General features: G+C 67.7%; 24 protein-coding genes and 1 tRNA gene. 15 read left to right on the top strand and 10 right to left on the bottom strand.

What is annotated here, in order from left to right:
- Positions 1-24 precede the first annotated feature (24 nt).
- Positions 25-708, top strand: coding sequence for a hypothetical protein (locus K3U93_RS19810; protein WP_139797100.1), 684 nt, complete (start codon positions 25-27; stop codon positions 706-708).
- Between the two features lie 79 nt (positions 709-787).
- On the opposite strand, the gene K3U93_RS19805 is transcribed toward K3U93_RS19810, so the two are convergent.
- From K3U93_RS19805 to K3U93_RS19780, 6 genes are read right to left on the bottom strand one after another with little or no spacing between them, the layout of a single operon-like run.
- Entirely contained in the window at positions 788-1,576 is a 789-nt protein-coding gene (locus K3U93_RS19805) for an enoyl-CoA hydratase family protein (RefSeq protein ID WP_083011441.1), read from the bottom strand.
- Between the two features lie 10 nt (positions 1,577-1,586).
- Positions 1,587-2,762 carry an acyl-CoA dehydrogenase family protein gene (locus K3U93_RS19800; RefSeq protein ID WP_071511456.1) on the bottom strand — a complete coding sequence of 392 codons (1,176 nt, stop codon included), beginning with the start codon at positions 2,760-2,762 and terminating at the stop codon, positions 1,587-1,589.
- Positions 2,759-4,753 carry an acetyl/propionyl/methylcrotonyl-CoA carboxylase subunit alpha gene (locus tag K3U93_RS19795; protein WP_083011473.1) on the bottom strand — a complete coding sequence of 665 codons (1,995 nt, stop codon included), beginning with the start codon at positions 4,751-4,753 and terminating at the stop codon, positions 2,759-2,761. Before K3U93_RS19795 ends, K3U93_RS19800 begins: the two co-directional genes overlap by 4 nt.
- 5 nt (positions 4,754-4,758) lie before the next feature.
- On the bottom strand, positions 4,759-6,348 hold the full coding sequence (locus K3U93_RS19790; RefSeq protein ID WP_139797105.1) for an acyl-CoA carboxylase subunit beta: 1,590 nt from the start codon (positions 6,346-6,348) through the stop codon (positions 4,759-4,761).
- Positions 6,349-6,350: 2 nt separating this feature from the next.
- Entirely contained in the window at positions 6,351-7,499 is a 1,149-nt protein-coding gene (locus tag K3U93_RS19785; RefSeq protein ID WP_083011443.1) for an acyl-CoA dehydrogenase family protein, read from the bottom strand.
- Positions 7,496-9,208: an acyclic terpene utilization AtuA family protein gene (locus K3U93_RS19780; RefSeq protein WP_083011444.1), complete on the bottom strand. Its 1,713-nt coding sequence runs from the start codon at positions 9,206-9,208 to the stop codon at positions 7,496-7,498. Before K3U93_RS19780 ends, K3U93_RS19785 begins: the two co-directional genes overlap by 4 nt.
- A 232-nt stretch (positions 9,209-9,440) precedes the next feature.
- Here K3U93_RS19780 and rpmF point away from each other — a divergent pair, with 232 nt between their 5' ends.
- The 5 genes from rpmF to K3U93_RS19755 all read left to right on the top strand — a co-directional run bounded on the left by rpmF (position 9,441) and on the right by K3U93_RS19755 (position 14,013).
- The gene (gene rpmF, locus K3U93_RS19775; protein ID WP_007168835.1) at positions 9,441-9,614 is read left to right on the top strand and encodes a 50S ribosomal protein L32; all 174 of its coding nucleotides are present in this window, start codon (positions 9,441-9,443) and stop codon (positions 9,612-9,614) included.
- A 111-nt stretch (positions 9,615-9,725) separates the two neighbouring features.
- Positions 9,726-10,412: a two-component system response regulator MprA gene (gene mprA, locus K3U93_RS19770; RefSeq protein ID WP_071511462.1), complete on the top strand. Its 687-nt coding sequence runs from the start codon at positions 9,726-9,728 to the stop codon at positions 10,410-10,412.
- On the top strand, positions 10,412-11,968 hold the full coding sequence (locus K3U93_RS19765; protein WP_083011445.1) for a HAMP domain-containing sensor histidine kinase: 1,557 nt from the start codon (positions 10,412-10,414) through the stop codon (positions 11,966-11,968). Before mprA ends, K3U93_RS19765 begins: the two co-directional genes overlap by 1 nt.
- 78 nt (positions 11,969-12,046) lie before the next feature.
- Positions 12,047-13,456, top strand: coding sequence for a S1C family serine protease (locus K3U93_RS19760; protein ID WP_083011446.1), 1,410 nt, complete (start codon positions 12,047-12,049; stop codon positions 13,454-13,456).
- Positions 13,456-14,013: a MogA/MoaB family molybdenum cofactor biosynthesis protein gene (locus K3U93_RS19755; RefSeq protein ID WP_071511450.1), complete on the top strand. Its 558-nt coding sequence runs from the start codon at positions 13,456-13,458 to the stop codon at positions 14,011-14,013. Before K3U93_RS19760 ends, K3U93_RS19755 begins: the two co-directional genes overlap by 1 nt.
- Before the next feature lies 1 nt (position 14,014).
- Here the strand turns inward: K3U93_RS19755 and mscL are convergent, their stop codons facing one another.
- From mscL to K3U93_RS19735, 4 genes are all read right to left on the bottom strand, one after another.
- Positions 14,015-14,482, bottom strand: a complete 468-nt coding sequence (gene mscL / locus K3U93_RS19750) for a large-conductance mechanosensitive channel protein MscL (RefSeq protein WP_071511449.1) — start codon at positions 14,480-14,482, stop codon at positions 14,015-14,017.
- Between the two features lie 65 nt (positions 14,483-14,547).
- Positions 14,548-15,228: an SAF domain-containing protein gene (locus tag K3U93_RS19745; RefSeq protein ID WP_083011447.1), complete on the bottom strand. Its 681-nt coding sequence runs from the start codon at positions 15,226-15,228 to the stop codon at positions 14,548-14,550.
- A gap of 65 nt (positions 15,229-15,293) precedes the next feature.
- Entirely contained in the window at positions 15,294-15,617 is a 324-nt protein-coding gene (locus K3U93_RS19740) for an FmdB family zinc ribbon protein (RefSeq protein WP_071511447.1), read from the bottom strand.
- Between the two features lie 74 nt (positions 15,618-15,691).
- On the bottom strand, positions 15,692-16,282 hold the full coding sequence (locus K3U93_RS19735; protein WP_083011448.1) for a 5-formyltetrahydrofolate cyclo-ligase: 591 nt from the start codon (positions 16,280-16,282) through the stop codon (positions 15,692-15,694).
- Between the two features lie 76 nt (positions 16,283-16,358).
- On the opposite strand from K3U93_RS19735, the gene K3U93_RS19730 reads away from it, so the two are divergent.
- The 9 genes from K3U93_RS19730 to K3U93_RS19690 all read left to right on the top strand — a co-directional run bounded on the left by K3U93_RS19730 (position 16,359) and on the right by K3U93_RS19690 (position 23,650).
- Positions 16,359-17,273: a UTP--glucose-1-phosphate uridylyltransferase gene (locus K3U93_RS19730; protein WP_071511445.1), complete on the top strand. Its 915-nt coding sequence runs from the start codon at positions 16,359-16,361 to the stop codon at positions 17,271-17,273.
- Between the two features lie 63 nt (positions 17,274-17,336).
- On the top strand, positions 17,337-18,626 hold the full coding sequence (gene glp, locus K3U93_RS19725; protein WP_083011449.1) for a molybdotransferase-like divisome protein Glp: 1,290 nt from the start codon (positions 17,337-17,339) through the stop codon (positions 18,624-18,626).
- Positions 18,627-18,641: 15 nt separating this feature from the next.
- Positions 18,642-19,295, top strand: a complete 654-nt coding sequence (locus K3U93_RS19720) for a GNAT family N-acetyltransferase (protein WP_071511443.1) — start codon at positions 18,642-18,644, stop codon at positions 19,293-19,295.
- A 235-nt stretch (positions 19,296-19,530) separates the two neighbouring features.
- A complete protein-coding gene (gene sepX, locus K3U93_RS19715; RefSeq protein WP_083011450.1) occupies positions 19,531-20,568 on the top strand; it encodes a divisome protein SepX/GlpR in 1,038 nt (345 codons plus the stop codon).
- 38 nt (positions 20,569-20,606) lie between these two features.
- Positions 20,607-20,679, top strand: a tRNA-Ala gene (locus K3U93_RS19710).
- Positions 20,680-20,934: 255 nt separating this feature from the next.
- The gene (locus K3U93_RS19705; protein ID WP_083011451.1) at positions 20,935-21,204 is read left to right on the top strand and encodes a ribbon-helix-helix domain-containing protein; all 270 of its coding nucleotides are present in this window, start codon (positions 20,935-20,937) and stop codon (positions 21,202-21,204) included.
- Complete coding sequence (locus K3U93_RS25540; protein ID WP_217808438.1) at positions 21,201-21,473, top strand: type II toxin-antitoxin system RelE/ParE family toxin; 273 nt, start codon at positions 21,201-21,203, stop codon at positions 21,471-21,473. Before K3U93_RS19705 ends, K3U93_RS25540 begins: the two co-directional genes overlap by 4 nt.
- Before the next feature lie 555 nt (positions 21,474-22,028).
- Positions 22,029-23,045: a GHMP family kinase ATP-binding protein gene (locus K3U93_RS19695; RefSeq protein ID WP_071512082.1), complete on the top strand. Its 1,017-nt coding sequence runs from the start codon at positions 22,029-22,031 to the stop codon at positions 23,043-23,045.
- Complete coding sequence (locus tag K3U93_RS19690; protein ID WP_176220029.1) at positions 23,033-23,650, top strand: D-sedoheptulose-7-phosphate isomerase; 618 nt, start codon at positions 23,033-23,035, stop codon at positions 23,648-23,650. The genes K3U93_RS19695 and K3U93_RS19690 overlap by 13 nt, the downstream gene beginning before the upstream one ends.
- Position 23,651 lies beyond the last annotated feature (1 nt).

Raw genomic sequence — 23,651 nt, 5'->3', positions numbered from 1 at the left:
GCCGCAGCGCAACAGTGAGCGGATTTGCAGCAGGTCGCCGCAAATGGGGTCTCATACGGCGATCTCTACGTCTCAACCTGGCAGACAGCTGCGAAGACTGCTGTTAACTACTTCACCGGAACCGCTGCTACTCAATTTCAGGGGTGGATCCAAAAAGCGTTAACCGCCCTTATATCAGGCAACGTAACGGGCATGGTGACGGACTTTTACGAGGCGCTTTACGCGGAACCACTTATCACAATCGGATTGCCGCTCGCCAAAATTCTGAATATTCCCGAATACATCACGCAGAACCTCGCGAACGCGACCAAGTATCTGGCACTCAACGGTGTAACCGCTATTGGAAGCGATGGGATCGTCCAGCTGGGCAACCAGATCCAAGAAGGGCTCGGTCCTGGTCTTCAAGCGGTTTACAACGCGTGGAATGCCGGGAACACATTGGGGGCGCTGACCAACCTGGTCAATACCCCCGGTGCGGTGACGAACACCTTCCTCAACGGTTTCGGCTCCAGGTTTGGCTTGCTCAGCAGTCCGGCTTTTGTCAGGAATGGCACCGGCCTGCTTAATATCACGAATTCAATCGTCGCTCCCAACGCGATCAACATCTCAATCTGCTTTTGCTGGTGTGCTTCTCGACCGGGCGTGGAACGGTCCACGACGAGGCGACCAATGCCAGCCGGCATGACACTCGACCACGTTCATCGATGACGTCGACGTATGAAGTCGGTCGCCGTCCTACCTCGCCATCTCCTGCACAGGCGTACCCCTTTCGGTCCGTCCCTAAGGCTCAGCCGAGCGGCACCCAACTAGGCGGGCGTTTCTGCAAGAACGCCAGCATGCCCTCGCGGGCTTCGTCGGAGACGAACAACCGGGCCGACTCCTCGGTGAGCCGTTCGGCATCGCGGTCGAACCCTTCGAGCACGACGGCTGTGGTCAGCGCCTTCGACGCGGCAAGACCCTGGGGAGAACCGCGGCTCACGTCGGCGACCAGCTTCCCCACCGCGGCGTCCACGTCGTCGATCGCCATTGTGACCAAGCCAATTTCGGTGGCCTGCGCCGCATCGAACGTCTCGCCCGTCAGGTAGTAGCGCGCCGCGGCCCGCGCCGACATCTTCGGCAGCAGGGTCAGCGAGATGATCGCCGGGGCAACGCCGATCCGCGCCTCGGTGAGCGCGAAGGTGCTGCGCGGGCCGGCGACCGCGATGTCGCAGGCACCGATCAGGCCGAACCCGCCGGCGCGGACATGCCCGTTGACGGCGGCGATCACCGGCAGCGGCGATTCGACGATGGCACGCAACAGCGCCGTCAGTTCGCGGGCCCGAGAGACGGCCACGTCGAAAGGGTCGCCGCCGCTGGCCTCACTCAAATCCGCGCCGGCACAGAAGGTGCCGCCGGTATGGCCCAGCACCACCACCCGCACCGCCGGGTCGGCCGCGGCGTCACGCAGTCCCTGATGCAACTGGCCGACGAGCGCGCCAGACAGCGCATTGCGGTTGTGCGGGGAGTTCAGCGTCAGCCGCGCGAACGGGCCGCCGGCGTCGGCGGGGCCGGCATACTCGACGAGACGATTTTCCATCAGTACGGCTTCAGTAGCTTCGAGGCAGGCCCAGCGACGTCTGCGCGACGAAGTTCAGCACCATCTCGCGACTGATCGGGGCGATCCGACCGAGCCGCGCCGAGGCCAGCATGGCGGCGACGCCATATTCTTTGGTCAGCCCGTTGCCACCCAAAGACTGCACGGCCTGGTCGACCGAGCGGGTGGCTGCCTCGGCGGCGGCGTACTTGGCCATGTTGGCGGCCTCGGCCGCGCCCGCGTCGTCGCCGGCGTCGTAGAGCGTCGCGGCCTTCTGCATCATCAGCTTCGCGAGTTCGATCTCAATGTGGCACTGCGCCAACGGATGTGACAGCCCTTGGTGGGCGCCGATGGGCGTGGACCAGACCTGGCGGGTCTTGACGTAATCGACGGCCTTTTTCAGCGCGAACCGGCCCATGCCGACCGAGCTGGCCGCGCCCATGATGCGCTCGGGGTTCAGGCCGGCGAAAAGCTGTGCGATGGCGGCGTCCTCGGCTCCGACCAGCGCGTCGGCAGGAAGCCGGACATCGTCGAGGAAAACCTGAAATTGGCGCTCGGGGCTGATCAGCTCCATCTCGATCGGCGTGTAGGTGAAGCCGGGCGCGTCGGTGGGCACCACGAACAACGCCGGCCTGAGCGATTCGGACTTGGCCCCCGTGTCTTTGTACGTGCGACCCACCACCAGCACCGCCTGCGCCTGGTCGACGCCGGAGATAAAGACCTTCTGGCCCTTCAGGATCCAGTCGCCGCCGTCGCGCCGGGCGGTGGTGACGATCTTGTGCGAGTTGGATCCGGCGTCCGGCTCGGTGATCGCGAAAGCCATCGTCAGGGAGCCGTCGGCGATGGCCGGAATCCAGCGCTTCTTCTGCTCGTCGGTGCCGAACTTGCTGATGATGGTGCCGTTGATGGCGGGCGATACCACCATCAGCAGCAGCGCGCTACCCGCGGCCGCCATTTCCTCCATCACCAGCGACAGCTCGTACATTCCGGCGCCGCCACCGCCGTACTCCTCGGGCAGGTTCACCCCGAGAAAGCCGAGTTTTCCTGCTTCGGACCATAATTCGGTGGTGTGTTCGTGTGCCCGCGCCTTTTCGAGGTAGTACTCGCTGCCGTAGTTGGACGCCCATTCGGCCACCGCCTTGCGCAGGGCCCGGCGTTCCTCGCTTTCGACGAAGCTGGTATCGGTCACTGTGGATCTCCTTTTGCTCGAGCATTTTGAGGCGCTTCCACTCTCGCGAGGACGGCGCCCACTTCGACTTGCTGACCGGTGTCGACGTTGAGCTGGGTGAGCACGCCGTCGGACGGCGCGGTGATGGTGTGTTCCATCTTCATCGCCTCCAGCCAGATCAGCGGCTGGCCGGCGGTGACGGTCTCGCCGATCGCAGCGCCAAGCCGGATGACGTTGCCGGGCATGGGCGCAACCAATGAACCCTTTTCGAGGGTCGAGCCCGGCTCCGGGAACCGCGGCAGCGCGACCAGGTGAACGGGCCCGCGCGCCGAATCGACATAGATGTCCTGGCCGTAGCGGGCAACCGCGAAACTGTAGGCCACCCCGTCGCCGTCGGCCAGCACCACCTCGCTCGCCGTGCCCGAGACCAGCCGCACCGACTCGTCGCCTGGAAGCACCAATCCGTTTCTGGTGAATCGATATTCGATCCGGAGTTCGTTGTCCTCGTCGTCACGGTAGCTCTTGACTTGATAGCCGGACGGCAGGTTGCGCCAGCCACTGGGGATCGAGCCGAACACCCCGGCTGTTGAGCGGTTGTGCGCGGCGTCCGCGAGCGCGGCGGCGATCGCCGATAAGCGGACCGTGGTGGCGTCGGTCAGCGGCGCGGACAGCCGCGCCAGGTCGTGGGTGTCGAAAAACGCGGTGTCCGTGGCCCCGTCAAGAAACGCCGGATGCCGCAGCACGTTCACGAGCAGCTCGCGGTTGGTGCGCATCCCGTGCAGGCGGGCGCGGGCCAGCGCGTCGGCGAGCACCAGCGCCGATTGCCGGCGCGTGGGGGCGTACGAGATGACCTTGGCCAACATCGGGTCGTAGTGGATGGATACCGTGGAGCCGTCAATAATGCCGGAGTCCAGCCGGATCCCGGTGCGGTGTCCCAGCGTGCGGAACTGCGCCCGAGCCGCCGGCACTTCGAACGTGTGCACCGCGCCGGCCTGCGGTTGCCAGCCGTGCGCGGGATCTTCGGCGTAGAGCCGGGCCTCGATCGAACGCCCCCGCGTGGCGGGCGGTTCGGCATCGAGCCGGCCGCCGTCGGCGATGGCGAGCTGCAGCTCGACGAGGTCGAGGCCGGTGGTCTCCTCGGTGACCGGGTGCTCGACCTGCAGCCGGGTGTTCATCTCCAGGAAGTAGAATTCGCCGTCACCATCGGCGAGGAACTCCACCGTCCCGGCCCCGGTGTAGCCGATTGCCGCGGCGGCCAGCCGGGCCGCGTCGAACAGCTTGGCGCGCATGCCCGGTGTGCGCTCGACCAGCGGCGAGGGGGCCTCCTCGATGATCTTCTGGTGGCGGCGCTGAATCGAGCATTCCCGTTCCCCAACGGCCCACACCGTGCCGTGGGTATCGGTGAGGACCTGGACCTCGACATGGTGTCCGGTGGGTAGGTAGCGCTCGCAGAACACGGTCGGGTCGCCGAAGGCTGACTGTGCCTCGCGCCGTGCGGCCTCGACTTCGGCCGGCAGCGCGGACAATTCGCGCACCACCCGCATGCCGCGGCCACCGCCGCCCGCGGACGCCTTGACCAGCACCGGCAGCTGCGCCGCGGTGACCGTGTCGGGGTCGAGTTCGTCGAGCACCGGCACTCCGGCCGCGGCCATGAGCTTCTTGGACTCGATCTTGGAGCCCATCGCCCGCACCGCGTCCACCGGTGGGCCGACCCAGGTCAGGCCCGCCTCGTGGACGGCGGCCGCGAAGGTGGCGTTCTCCGAAAGGAATCCGTAGCCGGGGTGCACCGCGTCGGCGCCGGCGGCGCGGGCCGCCGCGATGATCGCCTCGGCATTCAGATAGCCAGAGGTATTCGGCAGCCGCACGCGCGCGTCGGCCTCAGCGACGTGCGCCGCCCCGGCGTCCGGGTCGGTGTAGACGGCGACGGTGCCCAGGCCCAGCCGCCGGCAGGTCGCAAACACCCGGCGGGCGATCTCGCCCCGGTTCGCCACCAGCACTCGAGTGATCGACATCAGCATCACATCCGGAAGACGCCGAAGTTCGACGTCCCCTTGATCGGGCCATTGGCGATGGCGGACAAACACATTCCCAGCACGGTTCGGGTGTCGCGCGGGTCGATCACCCCGTCGTCGTAGAGCATCCCGGACAACACCAGCGGCAGCGACTCGGCCTCGATCTGGCCCTCGACGGCGGCTCGCATCGCGGCGTCGGCCTCCTCGTCGACCTGCTGCCCGCGGGCTTCGGCGGCCGCGCGGGCCACGATCGAGAGCACGCCCGCCAGCTGGGCGCCGCCCATCACCGCGGATTTGGCGCTGGGCCAGGCGAACAGGAATCGGGGGTCGTAGGCGCGCCCGCACATGCCGTAGTGGCCCGCGCCATACGACGCGCCGATCAGCAGCGAGATGTGCGGGACGGTCGAGTTGGACACGGCGTTGATCATCATCGCCCCGTGCTTGATCATGCCGCCTTCTTCGTAGTCCTTGCCCACCATGTATCCGGTGGTGTTGTGCAGGAACAACAGTGGCGTGTCGGAGCGGTTGGCCAGTTGGATGAACTGCGCGGCCTTCTGCGACTCCTCGCTGAACAGCACGCCGCGCGCGTTGGCCAGGATGCCGAGCGGGTAGCCATGCAACCGGGCCCAGCCGGTCACCAGCGACGATCCGTACAAGGCTTTGAACTCATCGAAGTCGGAGCCGTCGACGATGCGGGCGATCACCTCCCGCGGGTCGAACGGGATCCGCAGATCCGCGGGCACGATGCCGATCAGCTCCTCGGCATCGAGCAGCGGCTCGGTCACAGGCCCCGGGGAGGGCCCCCGCTTGACCCAGTTCAGCCGGGCGACGATGCGGCGTCCGATCCGGATCGCGTCGAGCTCGTCGAGCGCGAAGTAGTCGGCCAAACCCGAGGTGCGGGCATGCATTTCGGCGCCACCCAGGGATTCGTCGTCGGATTCCTCGCCGGTGGCCATCTTCACCAGCGGGGGACCGGCCAGGAACACCTTCGAGCGTTCCTTGATCATCACCACGTGGTCCGACATCCCGGGAACATAGGCCCCGCCCGCGGTGGAGTTGCCGAAAACCAGGGCGATGGTAGGGATTCCGGCCGCTGACAGGCGGGTCAGGTCGCGGAACATCTGCCCGCCGGGAATGAAGATCTCCTTCTGGGTGGGCAGGTCCGCCCCGCCGGATTCCACCAGGGAAATGACCGGGAGCCGGTTCTGAAACGCGATCTGGTTGGCCCGCAGGATCTTTCGCAGTGTCCACGGGTTGCTGGTGCCGCCTTTGACGGTGGGATCGTTGGCGACGATCATGCATTCCACACCCGAGACCGCGCCGATGCCGGTCACCAGGCTGGCGCCGATCTGGAAGGCGCTGCCATAGGCCGCGAGCGGACTCAGCTCCAGGAACGGAGAATCCGGGTCGACGAGCAGCTCGATGCGCTCCCGGGGCGTCAGCTTGCCCCGCGCATGGTGGCGCTCGACATACTTCGGGCCCCCACCCGCAAGCGCTTTGGCGAGTTCGGCGTCGATCTCTTCGAGCCTGGTGGCCGCCGTCGACGCCGCGTCGGTGTAGGCGGCGGAGTTCGGGTCGAGGGCGGACTGCAGCACGGTCATGATTGATACCCAAGGGTCTTGGCGGCCAGCGCGGTCAGGATTTCGGTGGTCCCGCCGCCGATGCCCAGGATCCGCATGTCTCGATATTGGCGTTCGACTTCGGATTCGGCCATATAGCCCATCCCCCCAAATAACTGGACGGCTTGGTTGGCAACCCATTCCCCGGCCTCGACGGCGGTGTTCTTGGCGAAGCACACCGCCGCGATCAGGTTCGTCTCCCCGGCCAGTTGGCGCTCCACCACGCTGCGCGCATACACCCGCGCGACGTCAATGCGGCGGGCCATCTCGGCCAGGGTGTTCTGCACCGACTGCCGGGATATCAACGGGCGACCGAACGTCTCCCGGTCGCGGCACCACTGAACGCTCAGGTCCAGGCACCGCTGCGCGCTCGAATACGCCTGCGCGGCAAGGCCGATCCGCTCGGCGACGAAAGCCGCGGCGATCTGGGCGAACCCGCTGTTCTCGGCGCCGACGAGGTTGACAGCCGGCACCCGCGCCTCGGTGAAGGAGAGCTCGGCGGTGTCGGAGGACCGCCAGCCCATCTTGTCCAGCTTGCGGCTGACCTCAAAGCCCGGTGCACCCTTCTCGACCACCAGCAGCGAAACCCCCGCGGCGCCAGGGCCGCCCGTGCGCACCGCCGTGACCACGTAGTCGGCGCGCACTCCCGAGGTGATGTAGGTCTTGGCGCCGTTGACCACATAGTGATTGCCGTCCAACACCGCGGTGGTGCGCAGGTGCCCGACGTCGGAACCGCCGCCGGGCTCGGTGATGGCGAGCGCGCCGATCTTCTCGCCGGCCAGCGTCGGCCGCACGAACGTGTCGATCAGCCGCGCGTCGCCCGAGGCGATCATGTGCGGCACCGCGATGCCGCACGTGAACAACGACGCGAAGACCCCGCCCGGTGCGCCGGCCTGATGCATCTCTTCGCAGATGATCACCGAGTCGGCGCCGTCCCCGCCGCCCCCGCCGACCGCTTCGGGAAACCCCGCGCCCAACAGCCCGGCCGCTCCCGCGCGCCGGTGCAACTCGCGCGGCAGGTCTCCGGTGCGCTCCCACTCGTCGATATGCGGCAGGATCTCGCGTTCGGTGAAGGAGCGCACCGTCTTTCGCAGTTGCTCGCGCTCGGGAGTGGTCCAAAGATTCATAAGAGCCTTTCCGGGATGTCGACGTAGCGGCCGCGCAGCCATTCGCCCAGCCCCTTGGCCTGGGGGTCGAATCGTGCCTGGTAGGCGACGCCCTGGCCGAGGATGCCGTCGATGACGAAGTTCACCGCCCGTAGGTTGGGCAGCAGGTGGCGGGTGACGTCGAGGTCCGCCGCCTCGGGCAGCAGCTCCTTGAGCAGGTCGACGGTCAGCGTGTTGGCGAGCCAGCGCCATCGTTCGTCGGTGCGGACCCACACCCCGACGTTGGCGGAGCCGCCCTTGTCGCCGCTGCGGGCGCCGACGATCCGGCCCAGCGGCACCCTGCGCGCCGGACCGGCCGGCAACGGCTCGGGCAACGGCGGGTCGGGAGCGGGTGCCAACTCCACAGTGTCGGTGGCGCAAGGGATGTCGACGCGGGTTCCGTCTGCGTGCACCGCGATGTGCGGCACCTGGGCGGCGTCGACGTAGCCGGCGGTGAACACGCCGTACACCTGGCCTTCGCCCGGCGGGGCGGTCACGTGGAAGCCCGGATAACTGGCCAGCGCCAATTCCACGGCGGCCGAGGAGAATTGGCGTCCGACGTTGGCCGGGTCGGGGTCGCGGACGACGCAGTGCAGCAGCGCGCTAGCGGCCTCTTCGGTGTCGGCGTCGGTGTGGTCGGTGCGGGCCAGGGACCATTGCAGCTCCGCGGGCTTCACCGTCAAAGCGGCTTCCAGCTGCCGGCGCACCAAGTCGGCCTTGGCCTCGATGTCCAGGCCGGTCAGCACGAACGTCATGGCGTTGCGGAAGCCGCCGATGCTGTTCAGCGACACCTTCAGCGTGGGCGGCGGCGGTTCGCCGAGCACGCCGCTGAGGCGGACCCGGTCGGGGCCGTCCGCGGACAGCTCGATGCTGTCCATCCGGGCGGTGACGTCGGGGTTGGCGTAACGGGCGCCGGTGATCTCGTAGAGCAGCTGCGCGGTGACGGTGTCGACGCTGACCAGGCCGCCGGTGCCGGGGTGCTTGGTGATCACCGACGAGCCGTCGGAATGCACCTCGGCCAGTGGGAAACCGGCGTGGGTCAGGTCAGAGACCTCGGTGAAAAAAGAGTAGTTGCCGCCGCTGGCCTGGACGCCGCACTCGATCACATGGCCGGCGACCACGGCTCCGGCGAGTCGGTCGTAATCCGCACGGCCCCAACCGAAGTGCGCGGCCGCGGCCCCGACGATCACCGAGGCGTCGGTGACCCGGCCGGTGACGACGACGTCGGCGCCGTCGTGGAGGCAATCGACAATGCCCCACGCGCCCAGGTAGGCGTTCGCCGTCAGCGGCGTCCCCAGGCCAAGTTCCGCCGCGCGCGGCAACAGGTCGTCGCCCTCGACGTGGGCGATCCGGGCCGGGACGCCCAGCCGCTCGGCCAGGGCGCGGATCGCGTCGGCCAGCCCGGCAGGGTTGAGCCCGCCGGCATTGGCGACGATGCGCACCCCGCGGTCTTGGGCCTCGCCCAGGCAGTCCTCGAGTTGCGTCAGGAAGGTCTTGGCGTAGCCGCGGTCGGGGTGCTTCATCCGGCCGCGGCCCAGGATGAGCATGGTGAGCTCGGCGAGGTAGTCGCCGGTGAGATAGTCCAGCTCGCCGCCGGTGAGCATCTCGCGCATGGCCGATAGCCGGTCGCCGTAGAACCCGGAGCAGTTCGCGATCCGGACGGCGCCGAGACGACCGGGAGCAGAGGCCATGCGCGTCCTCCATTCGTGGAATTGCCGGCGAGCGCGAACCAACCAACCACCCGGTAGGTTAACGGGTACCGCCGGTGTCACGTCAAGGATGCCTGGTCGGCGGGGAGTGTCCGTTTTGGTGACCGGCGGGCCACCGACTATCCTGATATCCAATCGTCGCACGTTCGGCCCGACCGGCCATGCCGCGCGACAAGCCCCGACCCGAAGCCCCGATGAGGAGTTAGGCCCGACCATGGCCGTACCCAAGCGCAGGATGTCGCGCGCGAATACCCGGAGCCGTCGCGCGCAGTGGAAGGCCACGAAGACCGAGCTCGTCGGTGTGACGGTGGCAGGCCAGAAGCACAAGGTGCCCCGCCGGCTGCTCAAGGCGGCCCGCCTTGGTCTCATCGACCTCGACCGCCGCTAATCTCGATCGCCGCATCGGGGTGGCCGTCACGGCGCGGCCGCATAATTCGGCCGCGAATACCCCGGCGCGCCTCTCAGGCCGCTCTCAGGCGCTAGGACGAAACTAGTGGCCGTGCGCATACTTGTCGTCGACGACGATCGCGCGGTGCGCGAATCGCTGCGCAGGTCGCTTTCCTTCAACGGCTACTCGGTCGAGTTGGCTCACGACGGCATCGAGGCCCTCGAAATGATTGCCAGCGACCGGCCCGACGCGCTCGTCCTGGACGTGATGATGCCGCGTCTGGACGGTCTCGAGGTGTGTCGTCAGCTCCGCAGCACGGGCGACGACCTGCCGATCCTGGTGCTTACCGCCCGCGATTCGGTTTCCGAGCGAGTCGCCGGGCTCGACGCGGGCGCCGACGATTACCTGCCGAAGCCATTCGCCCTCGAAGAGCTCCTGGCGCGGATGCGGGCGCTGCTGCGCCGCACCAAGATCGACGATGCCGCCGAGTCGGTGGCCATGAAGTTCTTGGACCTGACCCTGGACCCGGTAACCCGCGAGGTCACCCGCGGGCAACGCCGGATCAGCCTGACCCGCACCGAATTCGCGTTGCTGGAAATGTTGATCGCCAATCCGCGCCGGGTGCTCACCCGCAGCCGCATCCTCGAGGAGGTGTGGGGATTCGACTTTCCCACCTCGGGCAATGCGCTGGAGGTCTACGTGGGGTACCTGCGCCGCAAAACCGAAGCCGACGGTGAGCCGCGACTGATCCACACGGTGCGCGGGGTCGGTTACGTCCTTCGGGAGACACCGCCCTGATGATCCGGTTCCATCGGCGCCGGCGCGCACCGCTGGGAGCCACCAGCTCGTTGTCCCTGCGATGGCGGGTAATGCTGCTGGCAATGTCGATGGTGGCGATGGTCGTCGTGCTGATGGCCTTCGCGGTCTACGCGGTGATTTCGGCCGCGCTGTACAGCGATATCGACGACCAACTGCAGAGCCGGGCGCAGCTGCTGATCGCCAGCGGTTCGCTGGCCGCCGACCCGGGAAAGGCCATCGAGGGCACCGCCTATTCGGACGTCAACGCGATGCTGGTGAACCCCGGCCACTCGGTCTACACGGCCAACCAGCCCGGTCAGATCCTGCCGGTCGGTGCGCCGGAGAAGGCCGTGATCCGCGGCGAGCTGTTCATGTCGCGGCGCACCGCGTCCGATCAGCGAATCCTTGCCATCCACCTACCCAACGGCAGCTCACTGCTGATCTCCAAGAGCCTGAAGCCGACCGAAGCCGTCATGACCAAGCTGCGCTGGGTGCTGCTGATCGTCGGCGGCGTCGGCGTCGCGGTCGCCGCGGTGGCCGGTGGCATGGTGACCCGGGCGGGGTTGCGTCCGGTGGCCCGGCTGACCGAGGCGGCCGAGCGGGTGGCGCGCACCGACGACCTGCGGCCCATCCCGGTTTTCGGCAGCGACGAATTGGCCAGGCTCACCGAGGCTTTCAACTTGATGCTGCGCGCGCTGGCCGAGTCGCGCGAGCGGCAGGCGCGGTTGGTCACCGATGCCGGGCATGAATTGCGCACCCCGCTGACGTCGCTGCGCACCAACGTCGAACTGCTGATGGCCTCGATGGAACCGGGAGCGCCGCGGCTGCCCGAGCAGGAAATGGTCGACCTGCGCGCCGACGTGCTCGCGCAGATCGAGGAATTGTCCACTCTGGTAGGCGATTTGGTGGACCTCACTCGCGACGACGCCGGACAGGTGGTGCACGAGCCGGTCGAGATGTCCGAGGTGGTTGATCGCAGCCTGGAGCGAGTTAGGCGGCGGCGCAACGACATTCACTTCGATGTCGAGGTGATTGGATGGCAGGTCTACGGCGACGCCGCCGGGCTGTCGCGCGCGGTGCTCAACCTCATGGACAACGCCGCCAAGTGGAGCCCGCCGGGCGGGCGGGTTGGGATCAGGATGAGGCAACTCGACCCGTCGCATGCCGAGCTGGTGGTCTCCGACTATGGCCCGGGCATTCCGCCGCACGAGCGCCGCCTGGTGTTCGAGCGGTTCTACCGATCGACGACGGCCCGGGCGCTGCCGGGTTCGGGACTTGGACTCGCGATCGTCAAAAAGGTGGTGCTCAACCACGGCGGGTTGCTTCGCGTCGAGGACACCGTCCCGGGGGGGCAGCCCCCGGGAACCTCCATTTACCTGCTGCTTCCCGGCCGGCCCATGCCGGTTTCGGCGTATCCGATGCCCGCTGCCGACGCCGAAGCCTTCGAGGAGGAAGCCAACACCGGCCCCGTCGTACCCGCGGTTGGCAACGAGGCGAACTCTCGGGAATCGGCGAACGTTATCTCAGTGGACTCTCAGTCCGCGCGGGCAAGGTAGTTCTGCAGTTACTGTTGGAATCGAGCCAAGTCAGAGCCGACATCGGGCGAGCTAATAGAGGAAGAGCGACGTAGCGACATGACGAATGACCCGAGGTATTCGCCACCGCCGCAGCAGCCGGGATACCGTACGGGGCCTAATCAGCCTGTGCCCCCCGCCTATGCCCAGGGGCAGCAGCAACCGTACAACCAGCCGTTCGACTGGCGCTATCAGCCGCAGCAGCCGTCGCAGTCGGGCCAGTACCGCCGGCCCTACGAGCCGTTCGGTGGTGCCGGGCCGGGTCGGATGCCTGGGAGCACCGGGCCGGGCCCAATCCCTGGGATGCTGCCGCCGATGCCGCCGGCGCCGGTACACCAAAAACGTTCCCGCGCAGGCGTGTTGGCCGTAGGCGCGCTGGCAATCGCGGTGGTCTCGGCCGGTATCGGCGGCGCCGCGGCGACGGCCGTCGAGCTGGGCACGCACTCCGCGGGCGGCAACGGCCACGGGACAATCGCGGGGGCCGCTCCCAGTGTCCCGGCGGCGAACATGCCGCCGGGCAGCGTCGAACAGGTCGCCTCCAAGGTGGTGCCCAGCGTCGTGATGTTGGAGACCGATCTGGGGCGCCAGTCCGAAGAGGGCTCCGGCATCATCCTGTCGGCCGACGGGCTGATCCTGACCAACAACCACGTCGTCGCGGCCGCGGCCAAGCCGGGCAACGGCGGCCCGCCTGGGCCCGCCGGCCCGCCTCCAAAAACGACGGTGACCTTTGCCGACGGCCGCACGGCACCGTTCACGGTCGTCGGTGCCGACCCGACCAGTGATATCGCCGTGATTCGCGTGCAGGGCGTGTCGGGGCTCACGCCCATTTCGCTGGGCTCCTCGGCGGACCTGCGGGTCGGCCAGCCGGTGGTGGCGATCGGGTCGCCGCTGGGTCTGTCGGGCACGGTGACCACCGGAATCATCAGCGCGCTGAACCGGCCGGTGTCCACGACCGGAGAGTCGGGTAACCAAAACACCGTCTTGGACGCGATTCAGACCGACGCCGCGATCAACCCGGGTAACTCGGGTGGCGCGTTGGTCAACATGAACGGCCAGCTGGTGGGCGTCAACTCGGCGATCGCCACCCTGGGCGCCGATTCCCAGGACGCGCAGAGCGGCTCGATAGGCCTCGGCTTCGCGATCCCGGTCGATCAGGCCAAGCGCATCGCCGACGAATTGATCAGTACCGGCAAGGCGACGCACGCCTCGCTCGGCGTGCAGGTGACCAGCGACAAGAGCACCCCGGGCGCCAAGGTTGTTGACGTGGTGCAGGGCGGCGCGGCCGCCGCCGCGGGAGTGCCCAAGGGCGTGGTGGTCACCAAGGTCGACGACCGGCCGATCAACAGCGCCGACGCATTGGTTGCCGCCGTGCGGTCCAAAGCACCCGGCGACAAGGTATCGCTGACCTTCCAGGATCCCGCCGGCGGGAGCCGCACCGTGCAGGTCACCCTCGGCAAGGCGGATCAGTGATGAGAGTCGATGAGCCCTCGGTGGCGGGATTGTCGGAACTCGGATATACGGTGGCACCCATGCAAACTGGTGCGGAGTTGGTGGTCGGCCGGGCTCTGGTCGTGGTGGTCGACGATCGCACCGCTCACGGGGACGAGGACCACAGTGGGCCGCTGGTCACCGAGCTGCTGACCGAGGCGGGGTTCGTCGTCGACGGTGTGGTGGCGGTCGCGGCCGACGAGGTCGAGATCCGCAACGCGCTGAACACCGCGGTGATCGGCGGGGTGGACCTGGTGGTCTCGGTCGGCGGGACGGGCGTCACGCCGCGCGATGTCACCCCGGAGGCGACCCGCGACATTCTGGATCGGGAAATCCTGGGCATCGCGGAAGCCATCCGCGCCTCGGGGTTGGCCGCCGGAATCATCGACGCCGGACTGTCCCGCGGTCTCGCCGGCGTATCGGGTAGCACGTTGGTGGTCAACCTGGCTGGTTCCCGTTACGCGGTGCGCGACGGAATGGCGACGCTGAACCCGCTGGCCGCTCAGATCATCGGGCAGTTGTCCAGCCTGGAAATCTGATTCACTGCCGGCCGGTTTCCGCGTCCGCGCGAGGGCCGTGGCTCGGGGTAGGCGTCTCGGCAACTCCAGCGCCGTGCCGGCCGGACGAGTCCCCATTGCTCTGGGCGAGAAGGTCGCGGATTTCGGTGAGCAGGACGATCTGGGCGTCGTCGGCCTGCTCGACCTCACCACGCTTGCGCAGCGTGTTGTAGGGGAGCACGACGAAGAAGTACACCACTAATGCGACCAGGAGAAAGTTGATCGCCGCCGACAGCAGGATGTTCAAGTCGATCGTCTGGCCGCCGCCGATGCCGATCCGCAGGGCGCCGACATCGGATTGCTGGTTGACACCGATCCGGTTGATCAACGGCGTGATGATGCTGTCGGTGAACTTGGTGACCAAGGCCGTGAACGCCGTGCCGATGACCACCGCGACGGCCAGGTCGACGATATTGCCCCGCGAGAGAAACTCCTTGAACCCTTTGAGCATGGGATGGCCTTTCTGGGACTGGACAGAGTTTGCCATCGATCACGTGCCGAACAGCGGCGCGGCACTCAGTGCAGGGTGAGCGTCACCGTCTGACCCAGCGCCAAGCCTGCCACCGTGTTCGCCACGTGAGCCGGCAGCGCAACCAAGACTACGCGGTCGCCGTCGGCGCCCTGGACTTTTTGCTTGGCCGACACGAGCACCACGACGGCGTCGGTGGCCAGCACCCTGCTGGCGGCGGGCGCAGCCGGCTGCGCATCGTTGGCCGGCGCGGCCAGCACGTCAACGACGTCGCCGATGCGAACAAGGTCGATCAGAGCGCTGTCCGCCAGATGCAACGGCACGATGCGGGCGCCGGGCCCGGCCTTCGGTCCGACCACGGCCTCGGCCAGCCGGCTCCCGAGTAACCGGACGTCGGTGAGCACCTCGCCGCGCCTCGTCGGGCTGGCCAGCATCGCACCGACCACGACACCCAGATCGGCCTGCGACCCGTCGGGAACCGTTGTAGCCAAACGCTTTTCGAGCCGAACGTCGTCGGGGGTCAACGCGGTGCCGGGACGCAGGTCACGCGCGGCCACCACCACGTCGGCGCGATCACCGTCGGGGTTCGACCGCAGCGTCGCGACGCCGGCCAACACGATGAGACCGCCCGCGGCTACCCGCCGGGCCAGCACGGTGCGAGCCCAATCCGGGCGCAATGACGTCCACAGTCGGCCGAACAGGCTTGGGTTCAGAGACGGTTCCCCCACGTCGCAACGGTAAGCGCAGCGCGACGCGGGCAATGTCGGTGGGGAATCGCCCTGTGGATAACTGCTTAGGTCGAGGCGGCCGCGGCGGCCGGCGTGGCGCTGCTGGTCGACTTCTCCGCCGGGCTCGGCGTCTTGCTTTCGCTCGAACCCGAACCGGTCCCCGACTCGCTCGTCGAGGACCCGTTGGTCGAACCGTTCGACGCCTTGGCCGATTCGCGGCTGTCGGTGCGGTAAAAGCCGCTGCCCTTGAACACGATGCCAACGGAGTTGAACAGCTTGCGTAGCCGCCCGGAGCACTTCTCACATGTGGTCAGCGCGTCGTCGGTGAAGGCTTGCACCACGTCGAAGCGGTTGGCGCACTGGGTGCACGCGTAGCTATATGTCGGCACAAAAACCTCCGAATCATGTCGGGCTGCATTAGCACTCTACCGTCTCAAGTGCTAGAACCGCCACGTGATCGCGATCATTCCCGGGCCGGGAGCGCGATCAGGCCGCGCCCGGGCGTGAGCGCGTGGGTCATCGGTACGTCGTGCGGCTCCGACGGCAGCTCGTCAACGAACTCCACATCACGCACCACCGCGATGAGGCTCGCCCGCGGGTTCCGGTCGTCCAGCGAGCGGTCGTAGAAGCCGCGCCCCCGGCCCAGCCGCACGCCCCGACGGTCGACCGCCAGCGCCGGGACGATCACCAGGCCCGCCTCGGCCAGCGCCGACTCCGGCAGCCACGGCTCGAGCGGCTCGAGCAGCCCCCACGGCCCGCGGGCAAGCGCGCCCGGCCGGTATTCGCCCCACCTCAGCGGCAACGGCAGGTCGCCCGTGGTGCGCGCCACCGGCAGCAGCACCCGCCCCGACCGGCGCAGCAATACGTCCAGCATCTCGATGGACCCCGGCTCGGTGGCCACCGGCACATACGCGCAGACGGTGCTGCCGCTGGTCGCCACGAGCTCCAGCCGCTCGCTGAGCATGCGGGCCTCGGCGGCGCGAACGTCGTCGGCAACACTGCGCCGGGCGGCCAGCAGTCGTTCGCGCAACGCGGCCTTGCTCGCGGTTGCCATGCCCTAACCATGACAGCCGCGGCTTTCGCCCCGCCACACCGCGTGGGCAAACCTCGTGAGGGTTATCGTGTGAACGATGTCACGCCCAGAAGTTCCGATCCCCTTTACGGCGATCGTCCCCGCGGCCGGCCTGGGTACTCGTTTCCTGCCCGCGACCAAGACGGTGCCCAAGGAGCTGCTGCCGGTCGTCGACACTCCCGGCATCGAGCTTGTCGCCGAAGAGGCGGCCGCGGCCGGCGCGGAACGCCTGGTGATCGTCACCTCCGAGGGCAAGGACGGGGTCGTCGCGCACTTCGTCGAAGACCTGGTGCTGGAGGGCACGCTCGAGGCGCGGGGCAAGAAGGCGATGCTCGACAAGGTGCGCCGCGCGCCGCAGCTGATCAAGGTCGAGTCCGTCGTCCAGGCGGAACCGCTCGGACTGGGCCATGCCATCGGCTGTGTGGAACCCACGCTGGCGGCCGACGAGGACGCCGTCATGGTGCTGCTGCCCGACGACCTGGTGCTGCCGACCGGCGTCTTGGAGACGATGTCGAAGGTGCGGGCCCGTCACGGCGGCACGGTGTTGTGTGCCATCGAGGTGCCGCCCGAAGAGATCAGCGCCTACGGGGTTTTCGACGTCGAGCCGGTCCCCGGGTTTCCCGACAATCCCGACGTGCTGAGGGTCAAGGGCATGGTCGAAAAGCCGAAGGCCGAAGATGCCCCGTCGATGTATGCCGCGGCGGGCCGCTACGTGCTCGACCGCGCCGTCTTCGACGCGTTGCGACGCATCGACCGTGGGGCGGGCGGCGAAGTGCAGCTCACCGACGCGATCGCGCTGCTGATCAAGGAGGGTCACCCGGTGCATGTCGTGGTGCATCGCGGATCTCGACACGACTTGGGAAATCCTGGCGGCTACCTCAAGGCTGCGGTTGACTTTGCATTGGATCGTGACGACTATGGCCCGGATTTGCGGCGATGGTTGGTGGCGCGATTGGGCCTGACCGAGCAGTAGCCGGGCGATAGTGCCGGTGTGCGGGGCGGGCCAGGGGCGCCCGTTAGGGCAGAGAGGCGCGCTGTGCGTTCTGTGGAGGAGCAGCAGGCCCGGATAACGGCCGCCGCGGTGGCCCCGCGGCCGATACGTGTCGCGATTGCCGAGGCGCAGGGATTGATGTGCGCCGAGGAAGTGGTGACCGAGCGGCCCATGCCGGGCTTCGATCAGGCCGCGATCGACGGCTATGCGGTGCGCAGCGTCGACGTGCTGGGCGTCGGCGAGGTGGGTGGCGAAGGCTTCGGCGAAGCGTCCGACGAGTCAGCCGACGAGTCAGCCGGCGACGGATTGGTGCTGCCGGTGATGGGAACCATCGAGGCCGGTTCGCGCACGCCCAGCCGGCTGCAGCCGCGACAGGCCGTCCGGGTGCAGACCGGGGCCCCGTTGCCCACGCTGGCCGATGCGGTCCTGCCGCTGCGGTGGACGGACGGCGGGACGTCGCGCGTGCGGATTCTGCGCGGGGCGCCGTCGGGCGCCTATGTGCGCCGCGCCGGCGACGACGTCCAGCCCGGCGACGTTGCCGTGCGCGCCGGAACGATCATCGGCGCGGCACAGGTCGGGCTGCTGGCGGCGGTCGGCCGCGAGCGGGTGTTGGTGCATCCGCGCCCGCGGTTGTCGGTCATGGCCGTCGGTGGCGAGCTGGTCGACATCTCGCGCAACCCGGGCAACGGGCAGGTGTACGACGTCAACTCCTATGCGTTGGCGGCCGCGGGCCGGGACGCCGGCGCGGAGGTCAACCGCGTCGGCATCGTCAGCAACGACCCCAAGGAGCTCCGCGAGCTCGTGGAAGGCCAGATCAATCGCGCCGAGGTCGTGGTGATCGCCGGCGCGGTCGGGGGCGCCGCGGCCGAGGCCGTGCGGACGGCGCTTTCCGAGCTCGGCGAGATGGAGGTCGTCCGGGTGGCCATGCATCCGGGATCCGTCCAGGGCTTTGGGCAGCTGGGGCGCGAGGGCGTTCCGACATTTCTGCTGCCGGCCAACCCGGTCAGCGCGCTGGTGGTCTTCGAGGTGATGGTCCGGCCGCTGATCCGGCTGTCGTTGGGCAAGCGCCAGCCGATGCGTCGGATCGTGCAGGCCCGTGCGCTGTCGCCGATCACGTCGGTCGCCGGGCGCAAGGGCTACCTTCGCGGTCAGCTGATGCGTGACCAGGACACCGGTGAGTATTTGGTGCAGGCACTGGGTGGGGCGCCCGGGGCTTCGTCGCACTTGCTGGCGACCCTCGCCGAAGCGAACTGCCTGGTGGTGGTTCCCAGCGGCGCCGAGCAGATCCGCACCGGCGAGATCGTCGACGTCGCCTTCCTGGCTCAGCGCGGCTAGCCAGACCGACCTCTGATGAACCTGTTGCGCACCAGTTCTCGTCATCCCGGTTGGCCCTTGGATGTGGGGCCGCTGCGGGTCCAGGCGGGCGTCGTCCGGTTGCGGGCGGTGCGGATGCGCGACGGCGCGCAGTGGAGCCGGATCCGGTTGGCCGACCGCGCGCATCTCGAACCCTGGGAGCCCAGCGCGGATGGCGATTGGACGCTACGGCACACGGTTGCCGCATGGCCGGCGTTGTGTTCCGGTCTGCGAGCGGAGGCCCGCAAGGGGCACATGCTGCCGTACGTCATCGAGCTCGACGGGCGGTTCTGCGGCCAGTTGACCATCGGCAACGTCACCCATGGGGCGCTGCGATCGGCGTGGATCGGCTACTGGGTGCCACGGTCGGCGACCGGCGGCGGGGTGGCCACCGCGGCGTTGGCGCTGGGCCTCGATCACTGCTTCGGTCCGGTCATGCTGCATCGCGTGGAGGCCACCGTGCGTCCGGAAAACGCCGCAAGCCGGGCCGTGCTGGCAAAGGTCGGGTTCCGAGAAGAAGGCCTCCTGCGCCGCTACCTCGAGGTTGACCGGGCCTGGCGCGACCACTTGTTGATGGCCATCACGGTCGAAGAGGTTCAGGGATCGGTGGCGGCGAGCCTGGTCCGCGCCGGTCACGCGAGCTGGGCTTGACCGCACGTCGCGGGATGCCGGGCCCGAGCCGGCCTGCAGTGCGGTTCACTTGGCGCTTTGCCCACACATCCGGAAAAACCGCGCTCGGCGAGCTGTGGCTAGCGCGACACGAGTGACACGTGGTGCTTGTGAGAGGGAAATTACAGGTGTGTAATTGTCCTGGTCACTGTGATTCGGCTGCGCAGGCCATCGTCGGGCCTCGCGGGGGATCCGGACCAGTTAGGAGCAAGTCATCATGCCAAGCATCCCGCAGTCGTTGTTGTGGATTTCGCTGGTGGTGCTCTGGCTATTCGTGCTGGTTCCGATGCTCATCAGCAAACGCGATGCCGTGCGGCGCACCAGCGACGTGGCCCTGGCGACCCGGGTACTCAACGGGGGTGCCGGTTCCCGGCTGGTCAAGCGCGGTGGCCCCGCTGCGGGTCATCGCAGCGATCCGCACTGGACGCCGGAGGAAGACCCGGTCGAGGAGGACTTCGCCGAGTCCGCCCAGGAAGCCGAGGCCTCCGATGCTTCCGATGCCGACCGGGAGGACACCCGTCCGGTCGTCATGAAGGTCGCGGCGGCCGAGCACACCGATCCCGACTACCTCGACGTCGAGGTCGTCGAGGATTCCGGGGCCCTTCCGGCGGGAGCAGGAGCCGAGGTGGCCGAGCCCGTCGCCGACGGCGTCGATGAGGACGAGGCCGACGAAGAGGCTGGGGACGAGGCCGACGCAGACGCCGACGACGATCTGGGCGACGGATACGAATATGTCGAGGACTCATCCGGTTTGGAGCCCGAAGAGGACCGCGACGAGGACGCGAATCCGCGGGCGTCCGTCGCGCCGGGCAGCTCACGGCGGCGCCGATTCGACACCCAGACCGCCGCCGCGGTCAGCGCCCGGAAGTACGCCTTCCGCAAGCGCGTGCTGATGGTGATGGCGGTCGTCCTGGTTGGCTCGGCCACGGCCGCGTTCGAGGTGTCGCCGAGCGCCTGGTGGCTGTGCGGAACCGCCACCGCCACGACCGTGCTCTACCTGGCCTATTTGCGCAGGCAGACCCGGATCGAGGAAAGGGTCCGTCGTCGCCGGATGCAGCGGATGGCACGCGCGCGGCTCGGCGTGGAGAACGCCTACGACCGCGGATACGACGTGGTGCCGTCGCGGCTGCGGCGCCCCGGCGCGGTGGTCTTGGAAATCGACGACGAGGACCCGATCTTCGAGCATTTGGACAACGCGATGGCGATGCCGACCTTCGGTTGGCCCAGGGACCTGCCGCGCGCCGTTGGCGAGTAGTGCTGGCGTTTCGGCGGCTGGTAGCCTGCTAGCGATCAGGGGCTATGGCGCAGTTGGTAGCGCGACTCGTTCGCATCGAGTAGGTCAGGGGTTCGAATCCCCTTAGCTCCACAGAGTTTGAGCAGTTCAGCAGACTGCCGGAAGATGCATCGCGACTCAAACGCCGCTGGGTAGGCCATTCCGTATGTCGTCTAGGAGCACCGTCAAGAGATCCTCTTCGAATACGGGCGCGCCTGCGAGAAGTGCACGCACGTGCGCCAGTCGCGCGGCGCCGAGGTCTGCCCGAACTGCAAGCTGCCGGCCACGCATGCACCGCATCGCGCCCAAGGGTAGGATTTAGTCCTATCGCTCGGATGGGGGTCGGCCATGCGAACGACGCGGCAACTGAGCATCACGCTCCCGAACGATATGGCCGATGCGCTGCGCCAACGGGTGCGCTCGGGCGAGTACGCCAGCGAAAGCGAAGTGATCCGCGAGGGACTGCGGGCGTTGTTCGCCCGTGATCAGGCTGTTGAGGCTTGGCTTCGTGAGGGGGTTGCCACAGCGTATGACGCGGTAGTCGCCGACCATTCGCGTGCTGTCACTGCGCAGTCAGTGCGTGCGCGACTGGCTGCCGAGCAGGCCGGGAGCGCGTGAGTCTCAGCGTCGTCTTTGCGCCTGAGGCGGAAGATCAGCTCGTCGAGCTATACCGATATACTGCGGAGTCGGGGTCGGCGGAGGTCGCGACGCGCTACACGGAGGAGATCGTGGCGTTCTGCGAGGAACTGGCCGCTTTCCCGCATCGAGGCAGAGCACGCGATGACATCAGGACAGGACTCCGCATGATCGGCTTCAGGCGGCGAGTGGTTATTGCGTTTGCTGTGCTGGACTGTGGTGATTGTCGGCATCTTCCACGGCGGCCGTGACTACGAGGCCGCTCTAAGTGACCGGGAGACTGGTTCGGAGTAGCCGATCCGCCAAGACCGCTCGATCATCGCCGCGTGTCAACGGTGCCGGCTATAGATGGAGGTTGCGTAGCGTCACGCCTGCTCGTTTCAGCGCATTGCTGACGGCAATGGGAGTTGAGGCCAACCTGCTTGCCGATCACGGCGAAAGAGTACAGATGCCTCAATTCGATTTGGCACCCAGTTTGCACAATTGGGCAATGCCCAAATAGGGCGCAAAAGGTAAAACGCCCGCCGACTCGCTGGCAAACCCCCAAGAATGGCCCCACGGGTAAGCGTTTCCTCCAGGCCATGCCGGGCCCAGGAGTTAGACAGATGAATAACAACCCTGCTGGTTAGCCTGCTACGCTAGCCCGGTTACCCTCCGTGAGGCTCGCGCCGTGGATAGGCGTGCCTCATGGATCGTGACTCACAGCAACGATGGGGTTAGCACGTGGTCTCTTGGAAGTCGCCGATGATCGCCATCGCGCGACGCGCGTCGGTCAGCTGAGCGGACCACGTCGAAAGAGCATCGCCATGACACGCCCACGAATCCGCGCACGTGCGCCGCTGCGGATTTCGTTCGCGGGAGGCGGCACCGACGTACCGCCTTTCCCGTCGACCGAGGGCGGCTGTGTCCTGTCGGCGACCATCGACCGCTACGCTCAGGGCTCCCTCGCCCCGCGCACCGATCGCATCGTCACGATCGAGTCGGTGGACTTCAAGACCACCACCGAGATGACGCTCGACAGCGAGATCCTCTATGACGGCAGCCTTGATCTGATCAAGGCGGCCGTGCGCAGGTTCGGCCGTGACGGCACGGACGGCTACGACCTTGTCCTGCGTTCGAGCGCTCCGCCGGGCTCGGGGCTGGGCTCGTCGTCGACGATGATGGTCGCGCTCACGGGCCTGCTCGCGGAGCACTACGGGGTGCCCATGGGCGAATACGAAACCGCCCAGCTGGCTTGCGCCATCGAACGCGAGGACCTGGGCATCACGGGCGGCATGCAGGACCTCTACGCGGCGACGTTCGGCGGATTCAACTTCATCGAGTTCACCGACCGTGTGATTGTCAACCCGCTGCGCATCCGTGAGGAGATCGCGTTCGAGCTCGAGCTCAGCCTGCTGCTCTGCTTCACGGGTATCACGCGGGACTCCGCACGAGTGATCGAGGACCAAACACGCCGCGCCGCAACGGGTTCGGGAGACACCCTCGCGGGACTACGAGCCCAGAAGGAACTTGCGGTTGCCATGAAGGCCGCACTCCTCACGGGCAAGCTCAACGACTTCGGGGCACTGCTGGGCGAAGCGTGGACCCAGAAGAAACGCATGTCGCCATACATCACCAACGAACGCATCGATGAGCTCTACGACCTCGCCCTGACCAACGGCGCGCTGGGTGGCAAACTCACCGGAGCGGGTGGTGGCGGCTACATCCTGCTGTTCTGCGACTTCACGAAAAAGCACCGCCTCATCGAATCCCTTGAGTCCGCCGGGGCCACCGTCACCGAATTCGCCTTCGAGAGCAAGGGATTGACCACATGGCTGGCATGAGCGCGTCGGATGTCGTCCCCCCGAGCGTGGAGCTGGTCCAGGAAAGATTGGCGGACACGATCGCGGTCAAGCAGCAGATGCTGGCCGGCCCTTGTGCGGCGCAGGCCGTCGAGGTGGCGCGTCAGATGATCGGCTCCCTGCGCTCCGGTGGAAAGGTGATCTTCTTCGGCAACGGCGGGTCCGCGCAGGACGCGGGACACCTGGCCGCCGAGCTGATGGGCCGCTTCGCTTTCGACCGTCCGGGTCTCGCCGCGATCAGCCTCCCAGACGCCACGGCGGCGATGACGGCGATAGGCAATGATTATTCCTACGACGAGGTGTTCGCCCGCCAGGTGCTCGCCGTCGGCCGCCCGGGAGACGTCGTGGTCGGCCTCAGCACGTCGGGCAACTCACCCAACGTCGTCCGCGCGCTCGAGGCGGCCGGCCAGGCCGGGATGACGACCGTGGCGCTCACCGGCACACGCGGCGGGAAGGTGGCCGGGCTGGCCGGAACCTGCATCCGGGTGCCAAGCGACGACACCGGGCGGATCCAGGAGGCGTGCCTGCATCTGGGCCACACGATTTGCGAGATGGTCGAAGCGGCCTTGTTTCCCAGAACGTCTTGAC

The organism is Mycobacterium malmoense (genome assembly GCF_019645855.1).
GTDB classification, from domain to species: Bacteria; Actinomycetota; Actinomycetes; order Mycobacteriales; family Mycobacteriaceae; genus Mycobacterium; species Mycobacterium malmoense.
This window is presented reverse-complemented; position numbering and strand designations above follow the sequence as displayed.